The organism is Halopseudomonas sp. L-58, from assembly GCF_056859475.1.
This window is the reverse complement of sequence record NZ_JBSXON010000089.1, coordinates 1-24,625: the sequence shown is the minus strand read 5'-3', so window position 1 is coordinate 24,625 and position 24,625 is coordinate 1. Positions and strand designations below refer to the sequence as shown.

26 protein-coding genes and 1 pseudogene are annotated in these 24,625 nt (G+C 60.9%); 17 read left to right on the top strand and 10 right to left on the bottom strand.

The annotated features are described in order from the left end of the window. Positions 1 to 149: 149 nt before the first annotated feature. From coxB to AC13EY_RS18790, 4 genes are read left to right on the top strand one after another with little or no spacing between them, the layout of a single operon-like run. Positions 150 to 1,274, top strand: coding sequence for a cytochrome c oxidase subunit II (gene coxB, locus AC13EY_RS18805; protein ID WP_228245631.1), 1,125 nt, complete (start codon positions 150 to 152; stop codon positions 1,272 to 1,274). Positions 1,275 to 1,284: 10 nt separating this feature from the next. Beyond that, positions 1,285 to 2,868 carry a cytochrome c oxidase subunit I gene (ctaD, locus tag AC13EY_RS18800; protein WP_228245630.1) on the top strand — a complete coding sequence of 528 codons (1,584 nt, stop codon included), beginning with the start codon at positions 1,285 to 1,287 and terminating at the stop codon, positions 2,866 to 2,868. 15 nt (positions 2,869 to 2,883) lie between these two features. Beyond that, a complete protein-coding gene (locus AC13EY_RS18795) occupies positions 2,884 to 3,450 on the top strand; it encodes a cytochrome c oxidase assembly protein (RefSeq protein ID WP_228245629.1) in 567 nt (188 codons plus the stop codon). A 29-nt stretch (positions 3,451 to 3,479) separates the two neighbouring features. Further along, positions 3,480 to 4,367 (top strand): cytochrome c oxidase subunit 3, encoded by an 888-nt coding sequence (locus tag AC13EY_RS18790; RefSeq protein WP_228245628.1) that lies wholly within the window; start codon positions 3,480 to 3,482, stop codon positions 4,365 to 4,367. 21 nt (positions 4,368 to 4,388) lie between these two features. Here the strand turns inward: AC13EY_RS18790 and AC13EY_RS18785 are convergent, their stop codons facing one another. Further along, the gene (locus tag AC13EY_RS18785) at positions 4,389 to 4,601 is read right to left on the bottom strand and encodes a DUF2909 domain-containing protein (RefSeq protein ID WP_228245627.1); all 213 of its coding nucleotides are present in this window, start codon (positions 4,599 to 4,601) and stop codon (positions 4,389 to 4,391) included. 52 nt (positions 4,602 to 4,653) lie between these two features. On the opposite strand from AC13EY_RS18785, the gene AC13EY_RS18780 reads away from it, so the two are divergent. The 5 genes from AC13EY_RS18780 to AC13EY_RS18760 all read left to right on the top strand — a co-directional run bounded on the left by AC13EY_RS18780 (position 4,654) and on the right by AC13EY_RS18760 (position 8,643). Further along, entirely contained in the window at positions 4,654 to 5,418 is a 765-nt protein-coding gene (locus AC13EY_RS18780) for an SURF1 family protein (protein WP_228245626.1), read from the top strand. Continuing rightward, positions 5,396 to 5,998, top strand: coding sequence for a hypothetical protein (locus AC13EY_RS18775; protein ID WP_228245625.1), 603 nt, complete (start codon positions 5,396 to 5,398; stop codon positions 5,996 to 5,998). The genes AC13EY_RS18780 and AC13EY_RS18775 overlap by 23 nt, the downstream gene beginning before the upstream one ends. A gap of 3 nt (positions 5,999 to 6,001) precedes the next feature. Then, positions 6,002 to 7,048 (top strand): COX15/CtaA family protein, encoded by a 1,047-nt coding sequence (locus AC13EY_RS18770; RefSeq protein WP_228245624.1) that lies wholly within the window; start codon positions 6,002 to 6,004, stop codon positions 7,046 to 7,048. 63 nt (positions 7,049 to 7,111) lie between these two features. Next, the gene (cyoE, locus tag AC13EY_RS18765; RefSeq protein WP_228245623.1) at positions 7,112 to 8,017 is read left to right on the top strand and encodes a heme o synthase; all 906 of its coding nucleotides are present in this window, start codon (positions 7,112 to 7,114) and stop codon (positions 8,015 to 8,017) included. After that, a complete protein-coding gene (locus AC13EY_RS18760; RefSeq protein ID WP_228245759.1) occupies positions 8,014 to 8,643 on the top strand; it encodes an SCO family protein in 630 nt (209 codons plus the stop codon). The genes cyoE and AC13EY_RS18760 overlap by 4 nt, the downstream gene beginning before the upstream one ends. Positions 8,644 to 8,650: 7 nt before the next feature. Here AC13EY_RS18760 and znuB read toward each other — a convergent pair whose 3' ends face one another. Genes znuB through AC13EY_RS18745 form a run of 3 tightly spaced genes read right to left on the bottom strand, consistent with a single transcriptional unit; the run spans position 8,651 to position 10,690 of the window. Continuing rightward, positions 8,651 to 9,436: a zinc ABC transporter permease subunit ZnuB gene (gene znuB / locus AC13EY_RS18755; protein ID WP_228245622.1), complete on the bottom strand. Its 786-nt coding sequence runs from the start codon at positions 9,434 to 9,436 to the stop codon at positions 8,651 to 8,653. Beyond that, on the bottom strand, positions 9,429 to 10,199 hold the full coding sequence (znuC, locus tag AC13EY_RS18750) for a zinc ABC transporter ATP-binding protein ZnuC (RefSeq protein ID WP_228245621.1): 771 nt from the start codon (positions 10,197 to 10,199) through the stop codon (positions 9,429 to 9,431). The genes znuB and znuC overlap by 8 nt, the downstream gene beginning before the upstream one ends. Then, positions 10,196 to 10,690: a Fur family transcriptional regulator gene (locus AC13EY_RS18745; RefSeq protein WP_088276936.1), complete on the bottom strand. Its 495-nt coding sequence runs from the start codon at positions 10,688 to 10,690 to the stop codon at positions 10,196 to 10,198. Before AC13EY_RS18745 ends, znuC begins: the two co-directional genes overlap by 4 nt. A 106-nt stretch (positions 10,691 to 10,796) precedes the next feature. Between AC13EY_RS18745 and AC13EY_RS18740 the strand changes: the two genes are divergently transcribed. The 3 genes from AC13EY_RS18740 to AC13EY_RS18730 all read left to right on the top strand — a co-directional run bounded on the left by AC13EY_RS18740 (position 10,797) and on the right by AC13EY_RS18730 (position 12,843). Next, positions 10,797 to 11,693, top strand: a complete 897-nt coding sequence (locus tag AC13EY_RS18740) for a zinc ABC transporter substrate-binding protein (RefSeq protein ID WP_228245620.1) — start codon at positions 10,797 to 10,799, stop codon at positions 11,691 to 11,693. Positions 11,694 to 12,081: 388 nt separating this feature from the next. Continuing rightward, the gene (locus tag AC13EY_RS18735; protein ID WP_228245619.1) at positions 12,082 to 12,417 is read left to right on the top strand and encodes a hypothetical protein; all 336 of its coding nucleotides are present in this window, start codon (positions 12,082 to 12,084) and stop codon (positions 12,415 to 12,417) included. Positions 12,418 to 12,561: 144 nt separating this feature from the next. Beyond that, a complete protein-coding gene (locus AC13EY_RS18730) occupies positions 12,562 to 12,843 on the top strand; it encodes a DUF4870 family protein (RefSeq protein WP_228245618.1) in 282 nt (93 codons plus the stop codon). Positions 12,844 to 12,855: 12 nt separating this feature from the next. Here AC13EY_RS18730 and AC13EY_RS18725 read toward each other — a convergent pair whose 3' ends face one another. From AC13EY_RS18725 to AC13EY_RS18715, 3 genes are all read right to left on the bottom strand, one after another. Then, entirely contained in the window at positions 12,856 to 13,386 is a 531-nt protein-coding gene (locus AC13EY_RS18725; protein ID WP_228245617.1) for a metal-dependent hydrolase, read from the bottom strand. 89 nt (positions 13,387 to 13,475) lie between these two features. Then, positions 13,476 to 14,429: a homoserine kinase gene (locus tag AC13EY_RS18720; protein ID WP_228245616.1), complete on the bottom strand. Its 954-nt coding sequence runs from the start codon at positions 14,427 to 14,429 to the stop codon at positions 13,476 to 13,478. A gap of 8 nt (positions 14,430 to 14,437) precedes the next feature. Beyond that, positions 14,438 to 14,722, bottom strand: a complete 285-nt coding sequence (locus tag AC13EY_RS18715) for a DUF2782 domain-containing protein (RefSeq protein ID WP_228245615.1) — start codon at positions 14,720 to 14,722, stop codon at positions 14,438 to 14,440. Between the two features lie 72 nt (positions 14,723 to 14,794). On the opposite strand from AC13EY_RS18715, the gene polA reads away from it, so the two are divergent. Further along, the gene (gene polA / locus AC13EY_RS18710) at positions 14,795 to 17,536 is read left to right on the top strand and encodes a DNA polymerase I (RefSeq protein ID WP_228245614.1); all 2,742 of its coding nucleotides are present in this window, start codon (positions 14,795 to 14,797) and stop codon (positions 17,534 to 17,536) included. Between the two features lie 423 nt (positions 17,537 to 17,959). Here the strand turns inward: polA and yihA are convergent, their stop codons facing one another. After that, the gene (gene yihA, locus AC13EY_RS18705; protein WP_228245613.1) at positions 17,960 to 18,610 is read right to left on the bottom strand and encodes a ribosome biogenesis GTP-binding protein YihA/YsxC; all 651 of its coding nucleotides are present in this window, start codon (positions 18,608 to 18,610) and stop codon (positions 17,960 to 17,962) included. A gap of 323 nt (positions 18,611 to 18,933) precedes the next feature. On the opposite strand from yihA, the gene AC13EY_RS18700 reads away from it, so the two are divergent. The 3 genes from AC13EY_RS18700 to AC13EY_RS18690 all read left to right on the top strand — a co-directional run bounded on the left by AC13EY_RS18700 (position 18,934) and on the right by AC13EY_RS18690 (position 21,198). Beyond that, complete coding sequence (locus tag AC13EY_RS18700; protein WP_088276918.1) at positions 18,934 to 19,542, top strand: c-type cytochrome; 609 nt, start codon at positions 18,934 to 18,936, stop codon at positions 19,540 to 19,542. Between the two features lie 162 nt (positions 19,543 to 19,704). Next, positions 19,705 to 20,343 carry a thiol:disulfide interchange protein DsbA/DsbL gene (locus AC13EY_RS18695; protein WP_228245612.1) on the top strand — a complete coding sequence of 213 codons (639 nt, stop codon included), beginning with the start codon at positions 19,705 to 19,707 and terminating at the stop codon, positions 20,341 to 20,343. Positions 20,344 to 20,394: 51 nt separating this feature from the next. After that, on the top strand, positions 20,395 to 21,198 hold the full coding sequence (locus AC13EY_RS18690; protein WP_228245758.1) for an endonuclease/exonuclease/phosphatase family protein: 804 nt from the start codon (positions 20,395 to 20,397) through the stop codon (positions 21,196 to 21,198). 167 nt (positions 21,199 to 21,365) lie between these two features. On the opposite strand, the gene AC13EY_RS18685 is transcribed toward AC13EY_RS18690, so the two are convergent. Beyond that, entirely contained in the window at positions 21,366 to 23,144 is a 1,779-nt protein-coding gene (locus tag AC13EY_RS18685) for a carboxylesterase/lipase family protein (RefSeq protein ID WP_228245611.1), read from the bottom strand. Between the two features lie 210 nt (positions 23,145 to 23,354). Between AC13EY_RS18685 and AC13EY_RS18680 the strand changes: the two genes are divergently transcribed. Beyond that, positions 23,355 to 24,467 (top strand): helix-turn-helix transcriptional regulator, encoded by a 1,113-nt coding sequence (locus AC13EY_RS18680; protein WP_228245610.1) that lies wholly within the window; start codon positions 23,355 to 23,357, stop codon positions 24,465 to 24,467. Between the two features lie 29 nt (positions 24,468 to 24,496). Here AC13EY_RS18680 and AC13EY_RS18675 read toward each other — a convergent pair. After that, positions 24,497 to 24,625: pseudogene (locus AC13EY_RS18675) on the bottom strand (IS5-like element ISCARN85 family transposase); the annotation flags it as partial.

Below are 24,625 nucleotides of genomic sequence, written 5' to 3'. Positions count from 1 at the left end.
TGTGGGGGAGTTCCGACCGGGGGTGATTCATCGCGATCTTCGCGCTGCGCATCCCGCGGTTTCGGGTATCTGCGCAGTGTTGTACCTGCTCCAGATACCCCTCATTCCGTGCACCGGAAGCGATAACAACAATAAAAGGGGAACCGGGAATGTTGCGAGCAGCAATCACCTGGCCTGTTGGCCTGTTCCTGTGCGCGCTTGGCCTGTCGGCCAACGCTGAGTGGGGCATCAACATGCGCCGTGGCGTCACCGACGTCAGCCAGTCCGTGTTCGATCTGCACATGACCATCTTCTGGATCTGCGTCGTCATCGGCGTCGTGGTATTCGGTGTGATGTTCTGGTCGATGCTGATGCACCGCAAATCGGCCGATAGTAAGCCGGCGACCTTCCACGAGCACGTCGGCGTCGAAATCCTCTGGACCGTCATCCCGCTGGTCATCCTCATTGTCATGGCGGTTCCGGCCACCAAAACCCTGATCGATATCTACGACGCCGACGAAGCAGACGTCGATATTCTGGTCACCGGCTATCAATGGCGCTGGCAATACCAGTACGTCGGCGAAGGGGTCAGCTTTTTCAGCACCCTGACCACGCCGCGCGACGAAATCACCAACGTCAGCGCCAAGAGCCCGGACTACCTGCTGGAGGTCGACAACCCGCTGGTTATCCCGGTCGGCAAAAAGGTCCGCTTCCTGGTCACCGCCTCCGACGTCATTCACTCCTGGTGGGTACCGGATTTTGCGGTGAAGAAGGATGCCATCCCCGGCTTTATCAACGAGGCCTGGACCCGGGTTGAAGAACCCGGCATCTACCGCGGCCAATGCACCGAACTGTGCGGTAAGGATCACGGCTTCATGCCGGTCGTGGTGCAGGTGCTGCCGCAGGATGAATACGACACCTGGCTGGCTGAGCAGAAAGAGGCGGCGGCGAAGGAAGCCGAGCTGCGTGACAAGACCTGGACCCTCGACGAACTGGTCGAGCGTGGCGAGAAGGTCTACACCACCGCCTGCGCCTCCTGTCACCAGCCCAACGGTGAGGGCCTGCCACCAATGTTCCCGGCGCTCAAGGGCAGCCAGATTGCCACCGAAGACATGGCCGCGCACCTCGACATCGTGCTTAACGGCAAGCCCGGCACCGCCATGGCGGCGTTCGGCAAGCAATTGTCTGAAGTCGACATTGCTGCCGTGATCACCTACGAGCGCAATGCCTGGGGCAACGACACCGGCGAAATGCTCTCGCCCATCGATGTTCTGAAGGCGAAAGAAGGCCAATAGGAGACCTGCCATGAGTGCTGTGATCGATACCCATCACCACGACCATGCCCACGGTCCGGCCAAGGGCCTGATGCGCTGGGTGCTGACGACCAACCACAAGGACATCGGCTCGATGTATCTGTGGTTCAGCTTCGCCATGTTCCTGCTCGGCGGCTCGATGGCCATGGTCATTCGTGCCGAACTGTTCCAGCCGGGCCTGCAGCTGGTGCAGCCCGAGTTCTTCAACCAGATGACCACCACCCATGGCCTGATCATGGTGTTCGGTGCAGTCATGCCCGCCTTTGTCGGCCTGGCCAACTGGATGATTCCACTGATGATCGGCGCGCCGGATATGGCGCTGCCACGGATGAACAACTTCAGTTTCTGGCTGCTGCCGATGGCCTTCGGGCTGCTGGTCTCGACACTGTTCATGGAGGGAGGTGGCCCGAACTTCGGCTGGACCTTCTATGCACCGCTGTCGACGACCTATGCGCCGCCCAGCGTCACCTTCTTCATCTTCGCCATTCACCTGGCGGGCATCAGCTCGATCATGGGCGCGATCAACATCATCGCCACCATCCTCAACCTGCGCGCACCCGGCATGACGCTGATGAAGATGCCGCTGTTCGTCTGGACCTGGCTGATTACCGCCTTCCTGCTGATCGCCGTCATGCCGGTGCTGGCCGGCGTGGTCACCATGATGCTGATGGACATCCATTTCGGCACCAGCTTCTTCAATGCCGCCGGCGGCGGTGATCCGGTGATGTTCCAGCACATTTTCTGGTTCTTCGGTCACCCCGAGGTCTACATCATGATCCTGCCGGCGTTCGGCGCGGTCAGCCAGATCATCCCGGCCTTCAGCCGCAAGCCGCTGTTTGGTTACACCTCGATGGTGTACGCCACCGCAGCCATCGCCTTCCTGTCGTTCATCGTCTGGGCGCACCACATGTTCACCGTCGGCATTCCGATTACCGGCGAGCTGTTCTTCATGTACGCCACCATGCTGATCGCGGTACCCACCGGGGTGAAGGTATTCAACTGGGTGACCACCATGTTCCGCGGCGCGCTGACCTTTGAAGCGCCGATGCTGTTCGCCGTGGCCTTCGTGATCCTGTTCACCATCGGCGGGTTCTCCGGCCTGATGCTGGCGATTGCACCGGCCGACTTCCAGTACCACGACACCTACTTTGTCGTCGCGCACTTCCACTATGTACTGGTGCCCGGTGCCATCTTCGGCATCTTCGCTTCGGCCTATTACTGGCTGCCGAAGTGGACTGGTCACATGTACGACGAAACCCTGGCCAAAACCCACTTCTGGATGAGCTTTATCGGCATGAACCTGGCGTTCTTCCCGATGCACTTTGTGGGGCTGGCAGGCATGCCGCGGCGGATCCCGGATTACAACGTGATGTTCGCCAACTTCAACATGATCTCGTCGGTTGGCGCCTTCATGTTCGGGGTGACCCAGTTGCTGTTCCTGTTCATCGTCATCAAGTGCATCAAGGGCGGAACGAAGGCGGCAGCCAATCCGTGGGAAGGGGCAGAAGGGCTGGAGTGGACCGTGCCATCACCGGCGCCGTACCACACCTTTACCACCCCACCCGAGGTGAAATGACCGGAGGCGCTGGCCATGAGCGAGCAGCAATCCAACAAACCGGTAGTCATGCGCCTGGTGCTGACCGTGATCGGCATGTTTGCCTTCGGCTTTCTGATGGTGCCGCTGTATGACGTGATGTGCGATGCCCTGGGCATCAACGGCAAGACCAGCGGCACAGCCTATCAGCAGGACGTCGAGCACATCGATGCCAGCCGCACCCTGCGGGTGCAGTTCGTCGCCACCCGGGCCCAGGGCATGGCATGGGACTTCAATCCGGATGCAGAGCAACTCAGTCTGCATCCGGGCGAAACCCGCGAGATGCTGTTCTATGCCCACAACCCGACGGACAGCCCCATGGTGGCGCAGGCCATTCCCAGCGTCTCGCCCGCCAAGGCCGCAGCCTATTTTCACAAGACCGAATGCTTCTGTTTTACCCAGCAGGTGTTGCAACCAGGGGAAAGCGTGGAGATGCCGGTGCGCTTCATTGTCGACCCGGCGCTGCCGACCGACGTGAAGCACCTGACGTTGGCCTACACCCTGTTTGATGTATCGGAGCGGATGCCTGACAAGCTGGCGAGCGCGTCAGCCCAGGCTCACTGAACATGATTGCCGGATAAGGAGAACAACAGATGGCCAATCACGAAACCTATTACGTTCCGGCCCAGAGCAAATGGCCGATCATTGCCTCGGTCGCCCTGCTGCTGACGGTGTTTGGCGCCGGTAGCATGATGAATGGCGATGCCGCCGGCGCCGGCAGCAGCCTCGGCAAATGGATCTTCTTTGCCGGTGCATTGATGATCGCCTACATGATGTTCGGCTGGTTCAGCAACGTGGTGAAGGAAAGCCGCGAGGGGCTCTATAGCCCGCAGATGGACCGCTCCTTCCGCATGGGCATGGGCTGGTTCATCTTTTCCGAGGTGATGTTCTTCGCCGCGTTCTTCGGCGCACTCTTTTATGTGCGTACCTTCGCCGGCCCCTGGCTCGGTGGTGAGGGCGACAAGGGTGTGACCAACATGCTCTGGCCCGAGTTCGTCTATCAATGGCCGCTGATGGTCAACCCCGATCCAGGAGCCTTCCCCGGCCCGAAAGAGGTGATCAGCGCCTGGCAGCTGCCGCTGATCAACACCATCCTGCTGATTTCTTCCAGTGTCACCGTCACCTTCGCCCACCATGCGCTGAGAGCCGACAAGCGGGGCGCCACCAAGGCCTGGCTCGGCCTGACCGTGGCGCTGGGCACCGTGTTTCTGATTCTGCAGGCGCTGGAGTACCAGCACGCCTACCACGATTTGGGGCTGACCCTGAACTCCGGCATCTACGGCGCGACCTTCTTCATGCTGACCGGTTTCCATGGTGCCCACGTGACCATGGGCACGCTGATTCTGGCGATCATGCTGATCCGCATCACCAAGGGTCACTTCACGCCGCAACAGCACTTCGGCTTCGAAGCGGCCAGCTGGTACTGGCACTTCGTTGATGTGGTCTGGGTCGGCCTGTTCATCTTCGTCTACATTTTCTGACCCATGCGGGCGGCGGCGTTGTCAATGCAGCCAGGGCGTATTCCAGACCAGGTTGCCGGACCAGAAGCCCCAGGCGATCAGGCCCATCAGCAGGATCGTCAGGCTGATGCGCACGCTCAGGGCGGTTACCAGCCGCCCACGTCCGCTGCTGTCCTTCATCAGAAAAAACAGCCCGCTGAACAGGCTGATCACGATCAGCGCCAGCAGCATCACAATGGCCAGTTTGAGCCACATGGGCGCCCCCTTGATGTTGTTATGTTGGGCTCAAGTATAGCGAGGACGCACCATGCTGCTCGCTGATTCCAGCCGCAGTGGCCGCCGCTTTGCACCTGGCTGGCCGCTGTGGGTGTTCACACTGACGCTGCTGCCGGTTCTGCTCGGACTCGGCAGCTGGCAACTGCAGCGCGCGACAGAAAAGCAGGCCATGCAGGCGTCGGTTGATGCATTGCATCAGGCCCCGGCGATGCCACTGTCTGCGTTCGCGCAAACGCGGCCGTCTGACTGGCAACCGCTGATTCTGCGCGGGCAGCTGGAGGCTCGGCACACATGGCTGCTCGACAATCGCACCCGCGACGGCCGAGCCGGGGTAGAAGTGTTGCAGGCCTTTCAGGACACCAGTGGCCAATGGTTGCTGGTTAACCGCGGCTGGCTGCCCTGGCCGGACCGCCGTCAGGCGCCGCAGATCGAGACGCCGTCGGGAGAACTGCAGCTGCTGGCAGAGAAGCTGCCAGACAACGGCACCGGCTGGCGCCCGGGTAGCCGGCGTTGCGCAGCTGGCACTGCCAACTGCGTGGTAGCCCAGCTTGACCTGACAGCCTTGCGCCTGCAGTCCGGTATTGCGCTGCAGGACTGGAGCGTCCGCTTGACCGGGGACGGTTCATCGGCAGCACTGCAACTCGACTGGCCAGCGCTGCCGATGAGCGCAAGCAGACATACCGGGTATGCCGTCCAGTGGTTCAGCCTCGCTGCGGCGCTGATCGCTTTGTTTATCTGGGCCGGTTTCCGGCCCGACCATCGGGGGAATAATAATGATGAGCCTGACCGAGCCTGACCGGACCCGGCAACGCCCACGCGGCCAGCTAAAGCTGCTCGCCGTCATCGGTGTCGTGGTTGTACCCATTCTGATCGCCGCGCTGATGGCGCACTTCGGCATCGGTGTGCCGCAGGCACATTCAAACAAATCCGCCCTGGTCGAGCCGGCCATTCAGGTCAGCGACTGGCAACTGGCGCTGGAGCCAATCGGCTATGGCGCACCCTGGCGGCTGCTGGTTACCCACACCGGCGCCTGCGAACGCGAATGTATGGCGCTGATCCACGAAGCCCGGCAGATCAATGTGGCTGTCGGCCGCGAAGCGGACCGCGTCGAGCATGTCCTAGCCTCGCCGGTCGCCCTGCGCGACGATGAACTGGCCCGGCTGGAAACCGAATTTCCGCGCCTGCAGCGTACTCACTTCGACAGCAATGCCTATCTTCACAGCCTGCAGACCCAGCCAGACAGCTGGCTGATCGGACCGCAGCTCTGGCTGGTCGACCCACTCGGCCGTGTGGTGCTGCATCACAGTGCCGGTCAGCCAGGCAAAGACCTGCTTGATGACCTCAAGCGTCTGCTGAAACTCTCGAAGGTGGGCTGAGCCATGCGCAAACCTGGCTACAACCTGGCACTGGCAGGGCTGCTGCTGTGCTTTATCGTCGTCATCCTCGGTGCCTACACCCGGCTGGTACACGCCGGACTCGGCTGCCCGGACTGGCCAGGCTGCTACGGCTTTCTGACCGTACCGCAAAGCGATCATGCGCTGGAAACGGCGCAGCTGCGCTTCCCGGACGACCCGGTCGAAGCCTTCAAGGCTTGGGCGGAGATGATTCACCGCTACGCAGCCGGCACCCTCGGCTTGCTGATTCTGGGCCTGGCCGTGATTGGTATCCGACAGCGCCGCGACCCCGGCTACCCGACCGGCCTGTGTGTCGGGCTGCTTGCCCTTGTCGTCTGCCAGGCACTGTTCGGCATGTGGACCGTGACCCTCAAGCTCTGGCCGCAGGTCGTCACAGCCCATCTGCTGGGCGGCTTCGCGACCCTGAGCCTGCTGTTGCTACTGGTACTGCGCCTGTCGGGCCGGCTACCGGCACTCCATCCCACCCGCTCGCTCACCAGACTGCGCCTGCTGACGCGCTTTGCACTTGCGGTGGTGATCCTGCAAATCATGCTCGGCGGCTGGACCAGCACCAACTATGCCGCAGTGGCCTGCATCGACCTGCCGACCTGCCACGGGGAATGGTGGCCGGAGATGGACTTCCACACCGGCTTCAACCTGCTGCATCAGGAGATCGGCCCGAACTACCTGGGCGGCATGCTGGAAGGCCCGGGGCGGACAGCGATCCATTTCACCCACCGCCTTGGCGCATTGCTCACCACGTTCGTTGTGCTGCTGCTCGGCTGGCAACTCTGGCGCGCACGCCTGCACGGTCTGGCGCTGCTGCTGTGCCTGGCACTGACTGCCCAGGTCGGCCTGGGCATCACCAACGTACTGGCGGCGCTGCCATTGGCGGTAGCTGTGGCGCATAACGGCATGGCGGCGCTCCTGCTGCTGTGCACACTGGCCGTCAACTATCGTGTGCGTGCGCCGGCAACGGTGCGTGTCCGACTGGAGGCACGACCACGGCGTTCACTGGCGAGTCACGCCTGAGGCATCCATACTCCAGACACAACAACACAGGTGCGCAGCACGCACCGACAGGGGGAACAGACCATGGCGAGCCTCTCTCAAGCGGTGCCGGTCCGAGCCGGCTGGCGCGACTATCTGGAGCTGACCAAGCCGAAGGTGGTGGCTTTGATGATCATCACCTCGGCCATCGGCATGCTGCTGGCCAGCGAGCAGGCGGTGCCCTGGAGCACGCTGCTGCTGGGCAACCTCGGCATTGCCCTGTGCGCCGGGTCGGCAGCGACGATCAACCATGTGGTCGACCGCCGGATTGACATTCATATGGCCCGCACCCAGCGGCGCCCACTGGCGCAAGGCCGCGTCGAACCGCTGAACGCGGTGCTGTTCGCCATCCTGCTCGGCAGCGCCGGACTGGCGGTCCTGCTGTCATGGACCAACACGCTCACGGCGCTGCTGACACTGGCGTCGCTGCTCGGCTATGCACTGATTTACACGGCCTTTCTCAAGCGCGCAACGCCGCAGAACATCGTCATTGGCGGCGTCGCCGGCGCAGCACCGCCGCTGCTTGGCTGGACCGCCGTCACCGGACAGATTCAGGCCGAAGGTCTGCTGCTGGTGTTGATCATCTTCGCCTGGACACCCCCGCACTTCTGGGCGCTGGCCATCCACCGCAAGGCAGAATATGCCAAGGTCGACATCCCGATGCTGCCGGTTACCCACGGCGAGCACTACACCAAGCTGCACATTCTGCTGTATACCTTTATCCTGCTCGCTGTGAGCCTGTTGCCGTTCGTGATTCACATGAGCGGCCCGCTCTATCTGGTGGCCGCGGTGGCGCTGGGCCTGCGCTTTATCGACTGGGCTGTCGCCCTGCTGCGTGACAGCCGTCCGCACGCGGCCATCAAGACCTTCAAGTATTCACTGTGGTACCTGCTGTGGCTGTTTGTAGCCCTGTTGCTGGACCACTATATCGAGGTGGCTGGATGGCTTTGACCGGGGTACAGAAAACCGTACTGGTATGTGTGGCCAGCATTGCGCTGGTAGTGGGAGCAGTCGTCAACAAGGTGACGCAACCGGCGCCGCTGGATCGCACCGCGCTGCAGGAAGCGGGCGTCTATCTGTTCGACAGCCCCCGCCCCATACCCGATGTCAGCCTGCGATCCGCAGCAGACCAGCCCTGGGGACGGGATAACCTGACCGGCCAGTGGGATTTGCTGTTCTTTGGCTATACCTTCTGTCCGGACATCTGCCCGACCACACTGGCCGAATTGCGCCAATTGATGCAGAAACTGCCCGAGGCCACTCGCAGCCAATTGCAGGTCACCTTTGTCAGCGTTGATCCCAACCGCGACACACCAGAACAGATCACGACCTATCTGAACTTCTTCAGCGCCGGCTTCGCTGGCGCAACCGGCGAGTCCGAGCAACTGGCAACACTGGCCAAGGCCCTGTCGATTGCCTATATCGAACCGGACACCAGCAGCGAAAATTACCTGGTCGATCACAGCGGCCAGGTCGTCATCGTCGACCCGAACGGCCGCTACGTCGGCTTTATCCGCCCGCCACTGAACACCGAAAAGCTGGCCCAGTGGCTACCTCGGATCATCGGCGCCGAATAGAAGCCGCTCAGGCGCGGCGAGGAATCGCCAGCGCCAGCATGAACATGCCAGCCGCGCAGACCACGATGGAGGGACCCGCCGGGGTATCCAGCTGCCAGGACAACGCCAGTCCACCGAGTACCGCCAGCATGCCCAGCACACTGGCACCCAGCGCCATCTGCTCCGGTGTTCGGGCATGACGCTGGGCCGCCGCCGGCGGAATAATCAGCAGCGAGGTGATCAGCAGTACGCCCACCACCTTCATCGCCACCGCAATGACGATGGCGATCAGCAGCATCAAGGCAAGCCGGATCGCCGTGACCGGCAACCCCTCAACCCGCGCCAGCTCCTCATGCACGGTAATCGACAGCAGACTGCGCCAAAGCAGACTCATCAGGACCAGCACGACCATCAGGCCACCCAGCATCCAGCCGAGTTCATTCAGACTAATGGCGAGCAGATCCCCGAACAGATACGCCATCAGGTCAACCCGGACGTTTTCGGTCAGCGCCAGCACCACCAGCCCGAGCGACAGAGTGCTGTGCGCCAGAATCCCCAGCAGGGTATCGCTGGCCAGCCACTCCTTGTGCTGCAACGCCACCAGCAGTACCGCGATCAGAACGCAGCCCACCGTCACCGCCAGCGTCAGGTTAATGTCCAGCAACATGCCGAGCGCCACACCCAGCAGCGCCGAGTGCGAAAGCGTATCGCCGAAATAGGCCATCCGCCGCCAGACCACAAAGGAACCCAGCGGACCGGCTACCAGCGCCAGCGCCAGACCGGCCAACAGCGCGTAAACAAGAAAATCAGGCATGCTTGCAGTCAGGTCCGTGGCTGTGTTCGTGGGGTACGACTTCGCCATGCAGGTCATGGGCGTGATCGTGATGGTGGTTGTAGACCGCCAGCGCACTGGCCTGCTCGCCAAACATGGCAACGAAGGCCGGGTCCAGGCTGACCTGCTCGGGATGGCCCGAGCAGCAGACGTGACGATTGAGGCATACCACCGTATTGGTGGTGGCCATGACCAGATGCAGATCGTGGGAGACCATCAGCACGCCGCAGCCGTAGCGATCACGCAACCGGGTAATGAGTTGATACAGCTCGATCTGGCCATTGACGTCGACGCCCTGTACCGGCTCATCGAGCACCAGCAGATCGGGCTGGCGCAGCAGTGCCCGCGCCAGCAGGATGCGTTGCAGTTCGCCACCGGATACCTGCTGCAGCGGCCGTGCGATCAGGTGCTCGGCGCCGACTTCAGCCAGCGCCGCCTCGACTGCCGGGCGTCTGGTACCGGGCACCAGCAGCAGAAAACGCAGTACCGTCAGTGGCAGCGACGGATCGATCTGCAGCTTCTGCGGCATGTAGCCGATGCGCAGGCGCGGCTGGCGCCAGACCTTGCCCCCACTCGCCTTGAGCAGGCCGAGCACGATCCGCACCAGGCTGGTCTTGCCGGCACCATTGGGACCTATCAGCGTGACAATCTCGCCACGCCTGACGCTCAGGTTCACACCCTCCAGCACGTCGGTTGCATTCAGCCGCAGACTGACGTTGCCGAGAGACAGCAGCTCGACGCTCATGCTGCCGCCTGACACTGGGCACACAGCCCGCTGATTTCGACCGTTTCACTGCTGACAGAAAAGCCGTGGGTTGTGGCAGCTGCCGCGATGGCATCACTGATCCCGGCTTCCTCCAGTTCGATGGCAATATGGCAGTTAAGGCAGATCAGAAAATGGCCCTGATGGCGGTGCTCCGGACTCGGGCAGCCGATGAAGGCATTGAGCGAGGCAATGCGATGCACCAGCCCCTGCTCCTGCAGAAAGTCGAGCGCCCGGTAAACCGTCGGCGGCGCCGCACGGCGACCATCGTCGCGTGACAGGGTTTCCAGAATATCGTAAGCCCCCAGGGGCTTATGGCTTTGCCAAACCAGCTCAAGCACACGCTTGCGCAAGGCGGTGAAACGCACGCCATCACGGGCGCACACCTGTTCGGCTGCACTCAGTGCATGACTGACACAATGCGCGTGGTTGTGCGGCTGCTGCGGATCGGGAAGGGTAGTGGAGTCGCTCATGCTGACGCCTCGCTGGCTGCGTACCGCAGTCGAATGACAAGCGGGACTTTTCAGAGGTCAATGACCTGTTATCATATAACAACTCTGCTTCCCGAGGTATTCCCCCATGTCGATCCGTTCCCTGCTGGCCCTGGCAGCCGGCCTGCTGCTGTCTTTTCCGTCAATGGCAGACAGCCGCATTCTGACCAGCATCAAGCCAATCCAGCAGATCACAGCCGCTCTGCTCGACGGTATCGACGAGCCCGCAGTACTGCTGCCACCGGGCGTATCACCACACGCCTTCGCACTCAGACCTTCCGATCGCCGCGCCCTTGCCGAGGCGGAGCGTATTTACTGGATAGGCCCCGACCTTGAGCGCTTCCTTGACAGCCTGCTGCACGACAATGCCCGGGCCCGCGAACTGATGGCGGTTGCCAATCTCACCCTGCGCGAATTCGACGAGGAACACGCCGACGACCACCACAGCCACGATCACGACGCCAACAGCCTCGACCCGCACATCTGGCTGTCACCCGACAACGCATTGACGCTGGCACGCTGGATGAAGACCGACCTGGCACCGCTCTACCCGGAACAGGAAGCTCGTCTGGACGCCAACCTGCATCGGTTCGAGCAACAGCTCAGTGCCTTGCAGGCGCAACTACGCACACGCTTCGCCCCGCTCAAGAACAAGCCCTACTTCGTCTTCCACGATGGTTACGGCTATCTGGAGGAATACCTCGGCATCGAACACCGCGGCGTATTCAGTCTGGCCCACGAGATCCAGCCGGGCGCACGGCACGTCAACGAGCTGCGTGAAGACCTGCGCAGCGCGGGCCGCGCCTGCGTATTCAGCGAACCCCAGTTCACCCCGCGGCTGATTGCCAGCCTGACCGAAGGCCTGCCGGTCGAAACCGCCCAGCTTGATCCTCTGGGCGCCGACATTGCAGTTGGTGCGGACGGCTATGTCACATTACTGACCAACCTCACAGACCACCTGGCCGGCTGCCTGACGAAACTCTGAGCTCTGACGCCGCTTCGAAACAAACCGAACGCCATGCCCTGACACGGCGTTCGGTCCATGTGCAGACAAAAGGCAATTTGCTGACGCCAATTTGTAGACCTGCAATATCAAAATGCCTTAACCTTGCCGACAGACTTGCTGACAAATTCGACCCAGAGGCTGCCAGCACCTGCGACTCGCATCGATGTCGCGCGCCAAACGCCATGAAATTAACGCTCTACCCGGAGCAAGATGATAAGGACATCAGATGCGATTTCAGCCGCCCCTGAAGTTTGCAGGTACCGCCACTGACCTGCTCATCCCCTGCTCAAGCACACACCTGATCGGGGCATCCGCCCTGAACAGTTGGTCATACTAGTTCCCGCCCGCCACGTTAAGGACAACCTGCATGCTCACAACTACCAAGCATCTTTTTCTGGCCGTCAGCGCCATCGCCCTGACCGCATGTTCCGGCGGGCCCTCGGAGGGCGATATCCAGGCCATGATGGAGAAGGAACTGGAGCAGACCAACAGCGCTGTCACCAGCATGGTTGGCGCGGACATGGCAAAAGCCATGCGCACCGAAATCCACGACGTAACGCTGCATGGCTGCGATGAGGTGCGCGACGACGTTTACCGCTGCGATGTGGAGGTTGACCTTACCGCGCCCCTCATTGGTCGCAATGTTCAGCGCTCCAGCATCACCCTGGCAGAAACAGACGCTGGCTGGACCGTAACCCGCTGATCGCAGCACCAGAAACCGCGATCGGCACACACGCAGTAAACATCAACAACAGCAGGCAACAAGGAAGCACGCATGACTGACACAACTGTCCCCAACTCCTCTACCGACACCGGCTCCGCCAAAATCGTCTACATCCTCTAGCTTGTGGGCCTGGTTATTGGTATCACCGGCATCATTGGCGTGGTCCTGGCCTATGTCAACAAGGACGGCGCACCGGACTGGCTCAAGAGCCATTACCAGTTCCAGATCCGCACTTTCTGGATCGGTGCGCTGTACATCCTGATTGGCGCGCTCCTGTCTGTCGTTGTGATCGGCTGGCTGGTCCTGCTGTTCTGGATGGTATGGCTGATTGTCCGCTGCATCAAAGGCATGAAGGCGCTGGACAGCCAACAGGCGCACCCGAACCCGACAGGCTGGATGTTCTGATTCAGCAACATCTCAGGGCCCAGCAATGGGCCCGCTTGCCGACGGCATCCAGCGCTGCCTGATACGCCAGCGCCACAACGCCCATCCCCAGATCGCCAGCTCAACCAGAAATACCCAGTGAATGACAAAGTTCAGCCACCAGGGTTTGTAGCGCGCCGTGACGGTGACCAGTGAGTAACGCTGGTCAACAAAGGGTGCCAGCCACCAGATGTCGCCCGCCAGGGTATCAAGCAGCACATGCAGCATTCCGCCCAGACTGAAGGCCAGCAGCAACCAGCCACCCGGCGCACGTCGTCGCCACCGCGTCCAAAGCAGCGCAACAGCCAAAAGACAGAACCACAGCAACGGCCAGTGGCTGGGATAGCGATGGTGGTGCTTCATGCCCATATCCACGAAGTGAAAATAGAACATATCGAAGTCGGGCGCGATACCACCGAGCACGCCGGCCGCAAGCAACCAGGATGCCTTTGCAGGCGCTCGCCGCAACCGATCCAGCAGATAGCTGGAGAGCACGTAGCCGGACGGCAGGTGGGCGGTCAGCATGCAGCAGACACTCCGCAACAGGGTTAAAGGGCAGTAGACACTACTGCGCTATGACCCCGCGACCGCTGCGCGGTTCACCCGAGCGGCGGCTAAAGCGCAAGCGGCAAGCCGATATCGACCTGCTGATGCCGCCGCAGCAGCTGCAAAAAATGCTCCGGATCCTTGACCAGCACGCCGGGCTGCCCGGCATGCTGCTCCGCAGCGATATGCCGCGACAGCCAGAAGCGCAGCGCAGCCAGCCGCAACATGTCCGGCCAGCACTCCTGTTCGGCAGGGGTAAAACGTCGCAGGGAGGCATAGCCCGCCAGCAAGTTGCGAGTGAGGCGTGGCTCCAGCCCGCCGGATTCATCCAGACACCAGTCGTTCACTGCAATGGCCACGTCATAGAGTGCCCAGCCGCTGGCGGCGTTGTAGAAATCGATCACCCCACTCAGGTGATGGCCGTCAAACATGACGTTGTCACGGAACAAGTCGGCATGCAGTACCGCACGGGGCAGATCGGGCGCCTGCTGCCGCCAGGCAACGATCCGATCCAGCAGCGCCTGCAACAGGCTCTCCAGATCGGCAGACTGCCGGGCAGACAGCCGTGGAAGCTGATCCTGCATCCATGCCAGCCCGCGCTCACTGGTTCGTTCCAGCGAACTGGCGGCCGTGGCTGCATGCATTTGTGCCAGCCAGCGTCCGACCGCCTCGCAATGCGCCGCATCCGGCCGCTCGACATGCCGACCGGCCAGCCGTGGCTGCAGCATAGCGGGCTTACCGTTCAACTGATGCAATGCCACGCCCTGCCGATCGGTGACCGCATAGGGCACCGACAACTCGGCCCGGTGCAAGCAGTCGAGCAATTCGACGATAAACGGCAGGCCTTGCGGATCGCCGCGCTCGACCAGGGTAAGCACAAACTCGCCGCCGGTGCAGCTGACGAAGAAGTTGCTGTTCTCGCTGCCGCCCTCAATGCCCTGAACGTCGATCAGCCGACCGACCTCAAACCCGTCAAGAAAGGCATCCAGTTGCTCGCGACTGACCGGCGTAAAAACCGACATGCCTCAGCTCACCACTCGAAGATTTTCCACGACGGAATACGCAGGCCATTGGGCTGGTCGGAACGCACGTAGTTGCCGTCCTCATCCACCGCCACCAGGTAATAGGGCGCGCCGGTCTTGGGGGTTACCTTGATGGCATAGAGAAAGCCGTTGACCCGGTACTCCTCAACGGAACGATCGCCTTCCTGACGGATGGTGACCTCGGGTTCGGTGGGAACTGCGTCCTGCGCCATGACCGAAACACTGCCCAACATCAGGAACGCGGCCAATCCAAAGCCAAGTTTGCGAATCATGATAGTCTTGTCCTTTGCATGAATGATGCACTCATTCTAGCCCCATTGGCCTTCGAAATGTTGACCTGACGCATGACAGACACTACCCCCCTCGTTCTTGTGGACGGCTCGTCCTACCTTTATCGCGCCTTCCATGCTCTGCCGCCGCTGACCACCAGCAAGGGCCAGCCCACCGGCGCGGTCAAGGGCGTTCTGAACATGCTCAAGAGTTTGCGCAAGCAGTACCCGAAAAGCCCCTTTGCCGTGGTTTTCGACGCCAAGGGCCCGACCTTCCGCGACGAGATGTTCGAGCAGTACAAGTCACATCGCCCGCCCATGCCCGACGACCTGCGTGCCCAGATCGAGCCCCTGCACGCGGCGGTGCGCGCGCTCGGCCTGCCGCTGCTGTGCGTGGACGGCGTAGAGGCTGACGACGTGATCGGCACCCTGGCCAGGCAGAGCGCCGACGCCGGCCGGGAGGTCGTGATCTCTACCGGCGACAAGGACATGGCCCAACTGGTCGATGAGCACATCACGCTGGTCAACACCATGACCAATACGGTGATGGATATTCAGGGCGTACACGACAAATTCGGCATCGGGCCGGAGCTGATCATCGACTACCTGGCGCTGATGGGCGACAAGGTCGACAACATCCCCGGAGTGCCCGGCGTCGGCGAAAAAACCGCGCTCGGCCTGCTGACCGGTGTCGGCGGCGGCCTGGACGTCATCTACAACAGTCTCGACAAGGTGCCCGAGCTGCCGATTCGCGGCGCCAAGAAGCTGCCCGAGAAGCTGCAGGAACACAAGGAGATGGCCTACCTCTCCTATCAGTTGGCAACGATCAAACTGGACGTTGAGCTGGAGGTAAAGGTCGATGCCCTGATGCCGGGCGAAGTTGACCGCGATACGTTGATCGCGCTGTACCGCGAGATGGAGTTCAAGACCTGGCTGGACGACCTGTTGCGCGAAGCCAAGGCTGACCCGAGTGCCGATGGCGCTGACGACGACAACGCGGAAACCGAGAAACGCTACGAGATCATCACCGAACAGGCCGATTTCGATCGCTGGCTCGACAAGCTCGAGAACGCCGAGCTGTTCGCCTTTGACACCGAAACCACCAGCATTGACGCCCAGCGCGCCGAACTGGTCGGTGTATCGCTGGCGGTCGAAGCCAACGAAGCCGCCTATATCCCGGTCGCCCACAGCTATATGGGCGTTCCCGATCAGCTCGACCGCAACGCGGTGCTGGCGGCGCTCAAGCCCTATCTGGAAGATCCGAACAAGGCCAAGGTCGCGCAGCACGCCAAGTACGACATCAATGTGCTGGCCCATTACGATATCCGCGTGCAGGGCGTCGCCTTCGATACCATGCTCGAATCCTATGTGCTCGATGCCACCGCTACCCGCCACGACATGGACAGCCTCTCGCTCAAGTATCTGGGCCAGAGCACCATCAAGTTCGAAGACATCGCCGGCAAGGGCAGCAAGCAACTGACCTTTGATCAGATCGCACTGGAACAGGCCGGCCCCTACGCCGCCGAAGACGCCGACGTGACCCTGCGCCTGCACCAGGCCCTGTGGGCCAAACTGCAGCCACAGCCATCGCTGGCCAAGGTCCTGCAGGAAATCGAAATGCCGCTGATGCCGGTCCTGGCCGGCATCGAACGCAACGGTGCGCTGGTCGATGCCAAACTGCTCGGCGAACAGAGCATCGAGTTGGGCGAGAAAATGGTCGCTCTGGAGCGTCAAGCATTCGAGCTGGCCGGCGAGGAGTTCAACCTCGGCTCACCCAAGCAACTGGGCGCCATCCTGTATGAAAAGCAGGGCCTGCCGGTACTGTCGAAAACCGCCAAGGGCCAGCCATCGACCGCCGAGGCGGTGCTAGCCGAGCTGGCCGAGCAAGGCTTCGAGCTGCCGCAGGTGATCATGCAGTACCGCAGCGTCAGCAAACTCAAGAGCACCTACACCGACCGCCTGCCGGAGCAGATCAACCCGCGTACCGGACGCATCCATACCTCCTATCATCAGGCGGTGGCGGCAACGGGGCGCCTGTCGTCCTCTGATCCGAACCTGCAGAACATCCCGATCCGCACCGCCGAAGGCCGCCGCATTCGCCAGGCCTTTATCGCGCCAAAGGGCTACAAACTGCTGGCGGCGGACTACTCGCAGATCGAGCTGCGGATCATGGCGCATCTGGCACAAGATGCCGGTCTGCTGGACGCCTTCCGCCATGATCTCGATGTGCACCGCGCAACCGCTGCCGAGGTATTCGGCGTGGACCTGGAGGAGGTCACCACCGACCAGCGCCGCAGCGCCAAGGCCATCAACTTCGGCCTGATCTACGGCATGAGTGCCTTTGGTCTGGCCAAACAGATCGGTGTCGATCGCAAGCAGGCGCAGGCTTACATTGACCGCTACTTCACCCGCTACCCGGGCGTGCTGAGCTATATGGAACGCACCCGCGAGCAGGCCAGCGAGCAGGGCTACGTCGAAACCCTGTTCGGTCGCCGCCTGTACCTGCCGGAAATTCATGCCAAGAACCAGGCCATGCGCAAGGCTGCCGAGCGCACCGCGATCAACGCACCGATGCAAGGCACCGCTGCCGATATCATCAAGCGCGCCATGATCAAGGTCGCCCAATGGCTTGACGACAGCGCGCTGGACGCCCGTGTGATCATGCAGGTCCACGACGAACTGGTGCTGGAAGTGCGCGAAGACCAGATTGAGGCCGTCAGCCAGGGACTCAAGGAGCGCATGGGCCAGGCCGCAGACCTGGACGTGCCGCTGGTGGTCGAGGTCGGTGTGGGCAACAACTGGGACGAGGCGCACTGAAGGCGGCCCTTTGGACCGAGCCGCAAGCTTCAAGCTAAACCCTATCACTCACCACGGAGCGGCTTGTGGCTTGTGGCTTGTGGCTTGCGGCTTGCGGCTTGCGGCTTGCGGCTTGCGGCTTGCGGCTTGCGGCTTGCGGCTTGCGGCTTGCGGCTTGCGGCTTGCGGCTGAAAACGGCAGCGCCTAAGCGCTGCCGTTTTCATAACCAACCCATCTAAAATTTTTTTTGAACTTATCCCGAACCTGCCCGGTCAGAGCTTATGAACGGCTTGAGAGCCATTCATGCTCCTTAGATGTGATTTAGTGTTGGCAGAAAAACCGGGCACTCCCTTTCCTAGCACAGCCCGGTTAGTTGAACCCCGAGCCTCCCTCCCCATAGAAGCTCGGGGTTTTTTTTACGTTTTTTTTGCCAACTCCGGAGAATCAGGACTCCAACTCTTCCTGCCCAGCCTCTGCCTCCGGCGGGAACAGCCAGCCAGCCAGCACCTCATGCGCCTGCTCAACCCCCTGGCGCTTGGGTGATGAAAACAGCTGCACTGTGGCATCGGAACGCAGCTCCTTGCGCATTCTCGCCTGCACCTTGAGCAGCTCGTTCTTGGCCGCACCATAGGCCAGCTTGTCCGCCTTGCTCAGCAGTACATGGGCCGGGATGCCACTCTTGCGAGCCCATTCCAGCATCATGCAGTCGAAATCCGACAGGGGATGACGCAGATCCATGACCAGCACCAGGCCCGCCAGACTGCGACGGCCGGTGAGATAGGCGTCCAGATGCTGTTGCCAGTGCGCCTTCAATTCCAGTGGCACCTTGGCGTAGCCGTAACCGGGCAGGTCCACCAGCCGTCGCTCATCATCCAGCCGAAAGAAGTTGATCAATTGCGTGCGGCCAGGCGTTTTGGAGGTCCGCGCCAGTCGGGCGTGGGTCAGCGTATTGAGCGCGCTGGACTTGCCGGCGTTGGAGCGTCCGGCAAAGGCCACTTCCAGACCGATATCAGGCGGGCACTGGGTAACCAGACTGGCGCTTTTGATAAAGGTGGCCTGCTGGCAGAGAGAAACAAGTGGAGTACTCGAGGACATGGGATTTCCGTTTGGGCCGACATACCAAAGCCGGGCACTGATGACATTCACGTTTGCGGCAGGCTTAGTATATAATGCCGCGGTTATGGGAAGCACTGACCAATTGACCCGCGCCCAGGCGCAGGGTGATGGTCGGTCAGCCCGAGAACCCAGAAGCGCCGCAGGTGCGACCCGGGGTGCGGCATTTCAGCCATTGCACCCTGCGCAGCGCGCGGCTAGCATGGGGCAAACAATCACGGCTGCCTGCCCTTGATAACGCGGTCATTAAGGCCGGACTGCAGGCACTGCCAACCGTTTTCTTTTAGCCGTTATTGGATTAGCCGATGAATAAATTACTCGTTAGTCTGGCGTTGACCCTGGGCGTCGCCACTGGTGCGCACGCTGTTGAGGGCAATGCTGAAGCTGGCCAGGCCAAGGCTGCCGTTTGCGGCGCCTGCCACGGAGCAGACGGCAACAGCGCTGCACCGAACTTCCCGAAACTGGCCGGTCAGGGCGAGCGCTACCTGCTCAAGCAGATCACCGACATCAAGGAAGGCCGTCGCAACGTCATCGAGATGACCGGCATTCTTGACGGCATGAGCGAACAGGACATGGCTGACCTGGCGGCCTATTACGCCTCCCAGACCGGCACCCTCGGGGTGGCTGATCCGGCGCTGGCAGCCCGTGGCGAAGAAATCTTCCGTGGCGGCAACCTGGAAACCGGCCTGCCTGCGTGCACCGGCTGCCACTCCCCGACCGGTCAGGGTAACGCTCCGGCAGCCTACCCGCACCTGGCTGGCCAGCACGCGGCTTACACTGCCAAACAGCTGACCGACTTCCGCGAAGGCAACCGTACCAACGACGGCGACAGCATGATCATGCGCACCGTTGCCAGCCGCCTCAGCAACAAGGATATCGAGGCTGTTGCCAGCTATATCCAGGGCCTGCGTTAAGCGCGCGCAGTGTTGCAATGAAAAGGGGTAGCCATCGGCTACCCCTTTTTGCATGCGCGCTTTACTACGGTAATACCGCGCCACAGTTACGTCTGGTAATCGCGGAATCTTTGCTCTACTGTCGGGTCTGAAATCTGTCACTACCCCGTAATGGAGAACTACATGCGTGTGTTGTTCAGCGTTGCCCTGATCTGGCTGCTCGGCAGCTTTGCACTGGCCCAGGCTCAAGAGACTACCTACCAGGAAGGCGTCCACTACGTCGTTCTGCCAACTCCGGCGCCCACCCAGGATCCTGACAAAATCGAAGTAGCTGAACTGTTCTGGTATGGCTGTTCACACTGCTATGCCTTCCAGCCAACCATCGATGCCTGGTCCAAGACACTGCCAGAAGACGTCAACTTCCGTCCGGTGCCTGCGATGTTCGGTGGGGCCTGGAATACCCACGGCCAACTGTTCTACACGCTGGACAGCCTCGGCAAGCTGGAAGAAACGCACAACGCGGTGTTTAACGCTATCCATCGTGAAAAAAACCCGCTGCAGAACACCGAAGCGATGGCTGAGTTTCTTGCCCCCTACGGCGTCAGCAGCGAAGAATTCGAGCGCGCCTGGTCGTCCTTCGGCGTGAAGAGCCGCGTCGATCAGGCCGGCCGCCTTGCCCGCGACTACCGTGCTACCGGCGTTCCCTGCCTGATCGTCAATGGCAAGTACCGCATCGAAGGCAAGATGGCCGGTACCTTCGAGAACATGCTGAAAATTGCCGAGTACCTGGTCGAGCAGGAGCGCCAGGCCAAGCAGGGCTGAATCATGCTGTCCGTCGGCAACATCAGCTCGACCCGCACCACTCGGGGCCATATGGCGCCGGGTGAGCTGCGGATCAACAGCCAGTGCCAGACAGAGCAGCGCCCACTCCCGGAAATCCTCCGCCTGTTGAGCTTCAACATTCAGGTCGGCATCAACACCCAGAAGTATCATCACTACCTGACCCGCAGCTGGCAGCATCTGCTGCCCAGCGCCAGCCGTCAGCACCAGCTGGGCAAGGTCGCCCAGCTGCTCAACGAGTTTGACCTTGTTGCCCTGCAGGAGGTCGACGGCGGAAGCCTGCGCTCAGGCTTCGTCAATCAGGTTGAGCATCTGGCCAGGGAAAGCGGTTTCCCTTACTGGTACCAGCAATTGAACCGCAATCTTGGCCGCTTCGCCCAGCACTCCAACGGGCTCCTGAGCCGCTATGCGCCGGACCTGCTGGAAGACCACAAGCTGCCGGGCATTCTGCCGGGCCGCGGCGCCATCCTGACCCAGTTCGGCCAGGGTGAGGAGTCATTGCTGGTGGTCATGATGCATCTGGCACTGAGCACCAAGGGCCGCGCCAACCAGCTCGCCTACGTGCGCGAACGCATCGCCGATCACCGCCACGTCGTCCTGATGGGCGACATGAACACCCACGCCGAAGATCTGCTGCAGCACTCGCCACTAAAAGGGGCAGACCTCCAGGCCCCCGACCTGCCCGGCACCTATCCCAGCTGGAAGCCGGCGCGTGTACTTGACCACATTCTCGTTAGCCCCAGCCTCAGCGTTGAGCAGGTTGATGTGCTGCCACATGCCATTTCCGACCACCTGCCGGTTGCCATGCATATCCGCCTGCCGTCCGGCTTGTGCTAGTTCGCGGTTAATGTTTGCGCTGACAGCGCCGGGAGCTTCTTTAAAGCTTTTGGCGTCCGCGTCGGGTCACAGGTGAATTCCCTCGGGTTTACGCCACCAAAGCCTTGCCAGCTTCCCTCGCCAAATAGAGCGAGGGAAGCTGCCGCAGCTACGGCAGACTGCAAAGCTCAAGGCGCAGGAACAGATTCCAGAGGAGGGTTAGCCCAGTAGCCGCAGCGATGATAGGGATAGTAGACATTTACCGCGGCAGATGCCGGTTCTGGTGACGTTAGTTCCAGTAGCTCGCCGGCAGGTAATGCCTCAAACCGAGGCCAGGCCGCCGCCACACCATCGACCGTATCGGGATTGCCAGCAGCAGCGAACTGCGCCCAGTAATCCAGCATACGATTCGACAGATTAAGGTGATCGTCTGCATCGGTTTCGCCCACGCCGTTACGGCTCAGCAGCTCCGCTTCGGAATACATCAGATAGGGCAACTCTGCACCATGGGACGCGCCCAGTGAAAAGGGCAAAGCTTCGCCGAGGGGCGCATCGCTCAGTCGGTCGGTGAACCAATAACCCCAGGTCTCACCCCCAGCATTGGTCAAGGCATTTGCCTGCCATATTGCGTTGCAGGCAAAACTCCAGTCGGTAAGCACGGCAGCATAGGCCAGGCTGTATATTGCAGCCAATGGCAACTCCGGTGTGGCAGCATTTTGCAACTCCAGATAATCATCGGCGATTGTTATTTCATCCAAACGGGGAGCAGGCGCCAGCAGCATGGCTATTTGAGCTCGATAGGCGTCTGCGTCGAGTGGGCCGCTTTCCACAACATTAACCGCGGCGTAAGCGCGCCCCTCGTCACGATTGAAACCAATGATTGTCGGCACCTGATTCAGCGGATCAGCCAATCCGGCGCTAATCGACAAAGCAGGCAGGGTCGCTGTGCTCGCGACCGGCTTGTAGCTGTGCCGCTGGTTATCAAGAATATCCTGCAGCGAAGCCTCTTCACGCAGACACCGCAACACTTCGGCCTCATCAGGGTCGTCGCAGCCTACTGCGATAGCCAGCTCCTCTCCCCAGGCCTCCGCTTGCTCGATGGGCAATGCGCCCGGGAGGTAAGAGCCACTTTGCACTATGGCCTTATGGAACAGACCGGAAGATGCCGGCGACAGCATGTGAGTGAGTATGCTGTGACCGCCGGCAGACTGGCCAAATAGAGTGACATTGCCAGGATCACCACCGAAAGCGCCGATGTTTGCTCGCACCCATTGCAGCGCGGCCTGCTGATCCATGATGCTGTAGTTGCTAACTGCGGGGAGCTCCCCTGCAGTGCTCTGTTCAGCGGTCAATGCGGGGTGGGCAAGCATGCCCAGAGCTCCCACTCGATAGTTGATGGTTACCACCACAACCCCGCGCTCGACCAGGCGGTCAGGATGGTATTTACCGCCAGCGCTGCCGCCGATGAAATCACCACCGTGAATCCAGACCATAACCGGACGCGACGCCTCTATGACCTCGGCATCTTTGAGTTCGGCTGGTGCATAGACGTTCAGGAACAGACAGTCTTCGTTCGCGCTCGCCTGATTCTCGTTCTCGATCCTCCGCGGTGGCTGGGCACAAGGCTCTACAAACTCAGCACTCAAGGGCTGGATTTCATCCACCCGGTCTTCTGGCCCAACGGGAACTGGCGGAGTAAAGCGCACTGGCTCGCGGGCGTAACGTATGCCTTGGAAAGCCAGCATGGTGTCCATCTCCACACCACGGAATACGCCCTGCTCGGTTTCAAACTCAAGCCGAGATTGCGGCGGTCCTATGGGCTCATCAGGATCAGTAGGCTCCTGGGCTGACGGCGGAGAATCGCCCGAACCACCCCCGCCAGAGAGGCAGCCAGCAAGGGAGAATATGATCAGCAAGAGCGCAATTGGCTTGAGAGCGGTTATACCGAAATGCGATGAAATTGGCATGGTTTCCTTCCTGGATTATGGCTCGATGACATTACGAGCAGGCTTGGCAAAAATATCCCCCGGCTTTGCGCATGCGCATCATCAAAAATGATGACAAGATGAACGTTGGTAATAGCGGCAATGCGACATCAGCTATACATGGGCGCGACGCACTCGCGACGCCCATGAAACTCAAGTCGAAGGAAACGGCGTTACACTGAGGGCTGGGATATGGTGCGCAATGAAGAGCAATGGCTGGAAATCGTGGACTGTTTTGGCGACGCGGCCCTGACCGGCGGTTGGTATGAGGCACTTGAGAGTCTGGCCCATGCCACCGGTTCCGAGTACGGCCAACTCATAGGGCTGGGTGGCGCAATGGCAACGCCATTCAACCTTTGGACCGTCGACCCGATAGTACCGAAAGAGTTTGAAGAGCTCGGCTATCATGACCCATCCCTCAACCCTCGGGTAAAGGCCGGGTCATGCATACCCGAACTGGTCGTTCGGGCCGAAGCCGACTTCATAACACCCGAACAGGCACGCCATCATCCCCATTACAAATGGGCACGGCACCACGGCATCGGCTACATCTGCCTCACACCGCTAATCGTACGTCCCGACATGCTGGTCGGCCTGTCTGTCTGTCGCAGCGAGGAGACAGGGCACATCAGACCCGAGCAACGCCAGCTTTTTGCCTCACTCGCAGCACACGTGCGCGCCTCGGTACGCATGCAACTGCTCCTCGAAGACGACGCAGCCAGACTGCTCACAGGCGCACTTGAAGCGATGTCCATCGCCGGCTTTGCATGCAATCAGCGTGGACAGGTTATCGGCATGACACCAAAGGCAGAGCAGTTGGTTACCGAAGGACGCTATCTTCGGTTGCAAGCCCGCAAGTTGATCGCCGAACTGCCGCATGAAGCGCGGGCACTGACAGACGCAATAACAGCTGCAGTGCAAGGACTCTCACGACCTGGCGCGCCCTTGTTGCGCAACTTCTTTATTCACTCGGCCTATGCTCCGCTGCACCCATTGCTGGTAGATGTCATTTCCCTGCCACAACCGACGTTCTCATTCGGTTTCAGGCCTCAGGCGCTGATCCTCATCCGAGGCCTGCAACACACCGACGAACAACTGACAAGAGCCATGGAAGCCGGCTTCGGCATCACCACCGCCGAAGCCGAAGTCGCCATCCTGCTGACAGACGGGCTGAGCCCAAGGGCTATTGCCGAGGCACGTGGCGTCTCGATCAATACAGTAAGAACGCAGATACGCAATGTTTATGAAAAATTTGGGATAACAAGGCAAGGCCAATTAACGGCAAGAATCCGTCCCTTGCGTTGATGAAACCAACCAGTAAAGGCTAGGGCCTGTTAACACAACCTCAGTCCGTCAACGATCAGGGCAAAATTAACGAAGCCGATGAACATGACATCGAGCTTTTCAAAGCGGGAGAAAATTCTGCGAAATCCTTTCAAGCGCCGAAACAGACGCTCTACCTC

Excerpts from the sequence above, each read along its gene's own strand:
- AC13EY_RS18695 (WP_228245612.1), top strand. The coding sequence starts at position 19,705 with ATGCGTGTGTTGTTCAGCGTTGCCCTGATCTGGCTGCTCGGCAGCTTT.
- AC13EY_RS18720 (WP_228245616.1), bottom strand. The coding sequence starts at position 14,429 with ATGTCGGTTTTTACGCCGGTCAGTCGCGAGCAACTGGATGCCTTTCTT.
- ctaD (WP_228245630.1), top strand. The coding sequence starts at position 1,285 with ATGAGTGCTGTGATCGATACCCATCACCACGACCATGCCCACGGTCCG.
- AC13EY_RS18700 (WP_088276918.1), top strand. The coding sequence starts at position 18,934 with ATGAATAAATTACTCGTTAGTCTGGCGTTGACCCTGGGCGTCGCCACT.
- cyoE (WP_228245623.1), top strand. The coding sequence starts at position 7,112 with ATGGCGAGCCTCTCTCAAGCGGTGCCGGTCCGAGCCGGCTGGCGCGAC.
- AC13EY_RS18725 (WP_228245617.1), bottom strand. The coding sequence starts at position 13,386 with ATGCTGACCGCCCACCTGCCGTCCGGCTACGTGCTCTCCAGCTATCTG.
- AC13EY_RS18685 (WP_228245611.1), bottom strand. The coding sequence starts at position 23,144 with ATGCCAATTTCATCGCATTTCGGTATAACCGCTCTCAAGCCAATTGCG.
- AC13EY_RS18745 (WP_088276936.1), bottom strand. The coding sequence starts at position 10,690 with ATGAGCGACTCCACTACCCTTCCCGATCCGCAGCAGCCGCACAACCAC.
- polA (WP_228245614.1), top strand. The coding sequence starts at position 14,795 with ATGACAGACACTACCCCCCTCGTTCTTGTGGACGGCTCGTCCTACCTT.
- znuB (WP_228245622.1), bottom strand. The coding sequence starts at position 9,436 with ATGCCTGATTTTCTTGTTTACGCGCTGTTGGCCGGTCTGGCGCTGGCG.
- coxB (WP_228245631.1), top strand. The coding sequence starts at position 150 with ATGTTGCGAGCAGCAATCACCTGGCCTGTTGGCCTGTTCCTGTGCGCG.
- AC13EY_RS18775 (WP_228245625.1), top strand. The coding sequence starts at position 5,396 with ATGATGAGCCTGACCGAGCCTGACCGGACCCGGCAACGCCCACGCGGC.
- AC13EY_RS18735 (WP_228245619.1), top strand. The coding sequence starts at position 12,082 with ATGCTCACAACTACCAAGCATCTTTTTCTGGCCGTCAGCGCCATCGCC.
- AC13EY_RS18680 (WP_228245610.1), top strand. The coding sequence starts at position 23,355 with ATGGTGCGCAATGAAGAGCAATGGCTGGAAATCGTGGACTGTTTTGGC.
- AC13EY_RS18790 (WP_228245628.1), top strand. The coding sequence starts at position 3,480 with ATGGCCAATCACGAAACCTATTACGTTCCGGCCCAGAGCAAATGGCCG.
- AC13EY_RS18690 (WP_228245758.1), top strand. The coding sequence starts at position 20,395 with ATGGCGCCGGGTGAGCTGCGGATCAACAGCCAGTGCCAGACAGAGCAG.
- AC13EY_RS18795 (WP_228245629.1), top strand. The coding sequence starts at position 2,884 with ATGAGCGAGCAGCAATCCAACAAACCGGTAGTCATGCGCCTGGTGCTG.
- AC13EY_RS18785 (WP_228245627.1), bottom strand. The coding sequence starts at position 4,601 with ATGTGGCTCAAACTGGCCATTGTGATGCTGCTGGCGCTGATCGTGATC.
- yihA (WP_228245613.1), bottom strand. The coding sequence starts at position 18,610 with ATGTCCTCGAGTACTCCACTTGTTTCTCTCTGCCAGCAGGCCACCTTT.
- AC13EY_RS18780 (WP_228245626.1), top strand. The coding sequence starts at position 4,654 with ATGCTGCTCGCTGATTCCAGCCGCAGTGGCCGCCGCTTTGCACCTGGC.
- znuC (WP_228245621.1), bottom strand. The coding sequence starts at position 10,199 with ATGAGCGTCGAGCTGCTGTCTCTCGGCAACGTCAGTCTGCGGCTGAAT.
- AC13EY_RS18770 (WP_228245624.1), top strand. The coding sequence starts at position 6,002 with ATGCGCAAACCTGGCTACAACCTGGCACTGGCAGGGCTGCTGCTGTGC.
- AC13EY_RS18740 (WP_228245620.1), top strand. The coding sequence starts at position 10,797 with ATGTCGATCCGTTCCCTGCTGGCCCTGGCAGCCGGCCTGCTGCTGTCT.
- AC13EY_RS18715 (WP_228245615.1), bottom strand. The coding sequence starts at position 14,722 with ATGATTCGCAAACTTGGCTTTGGATTGGCCGCGTTCCTGATGTTGGGC.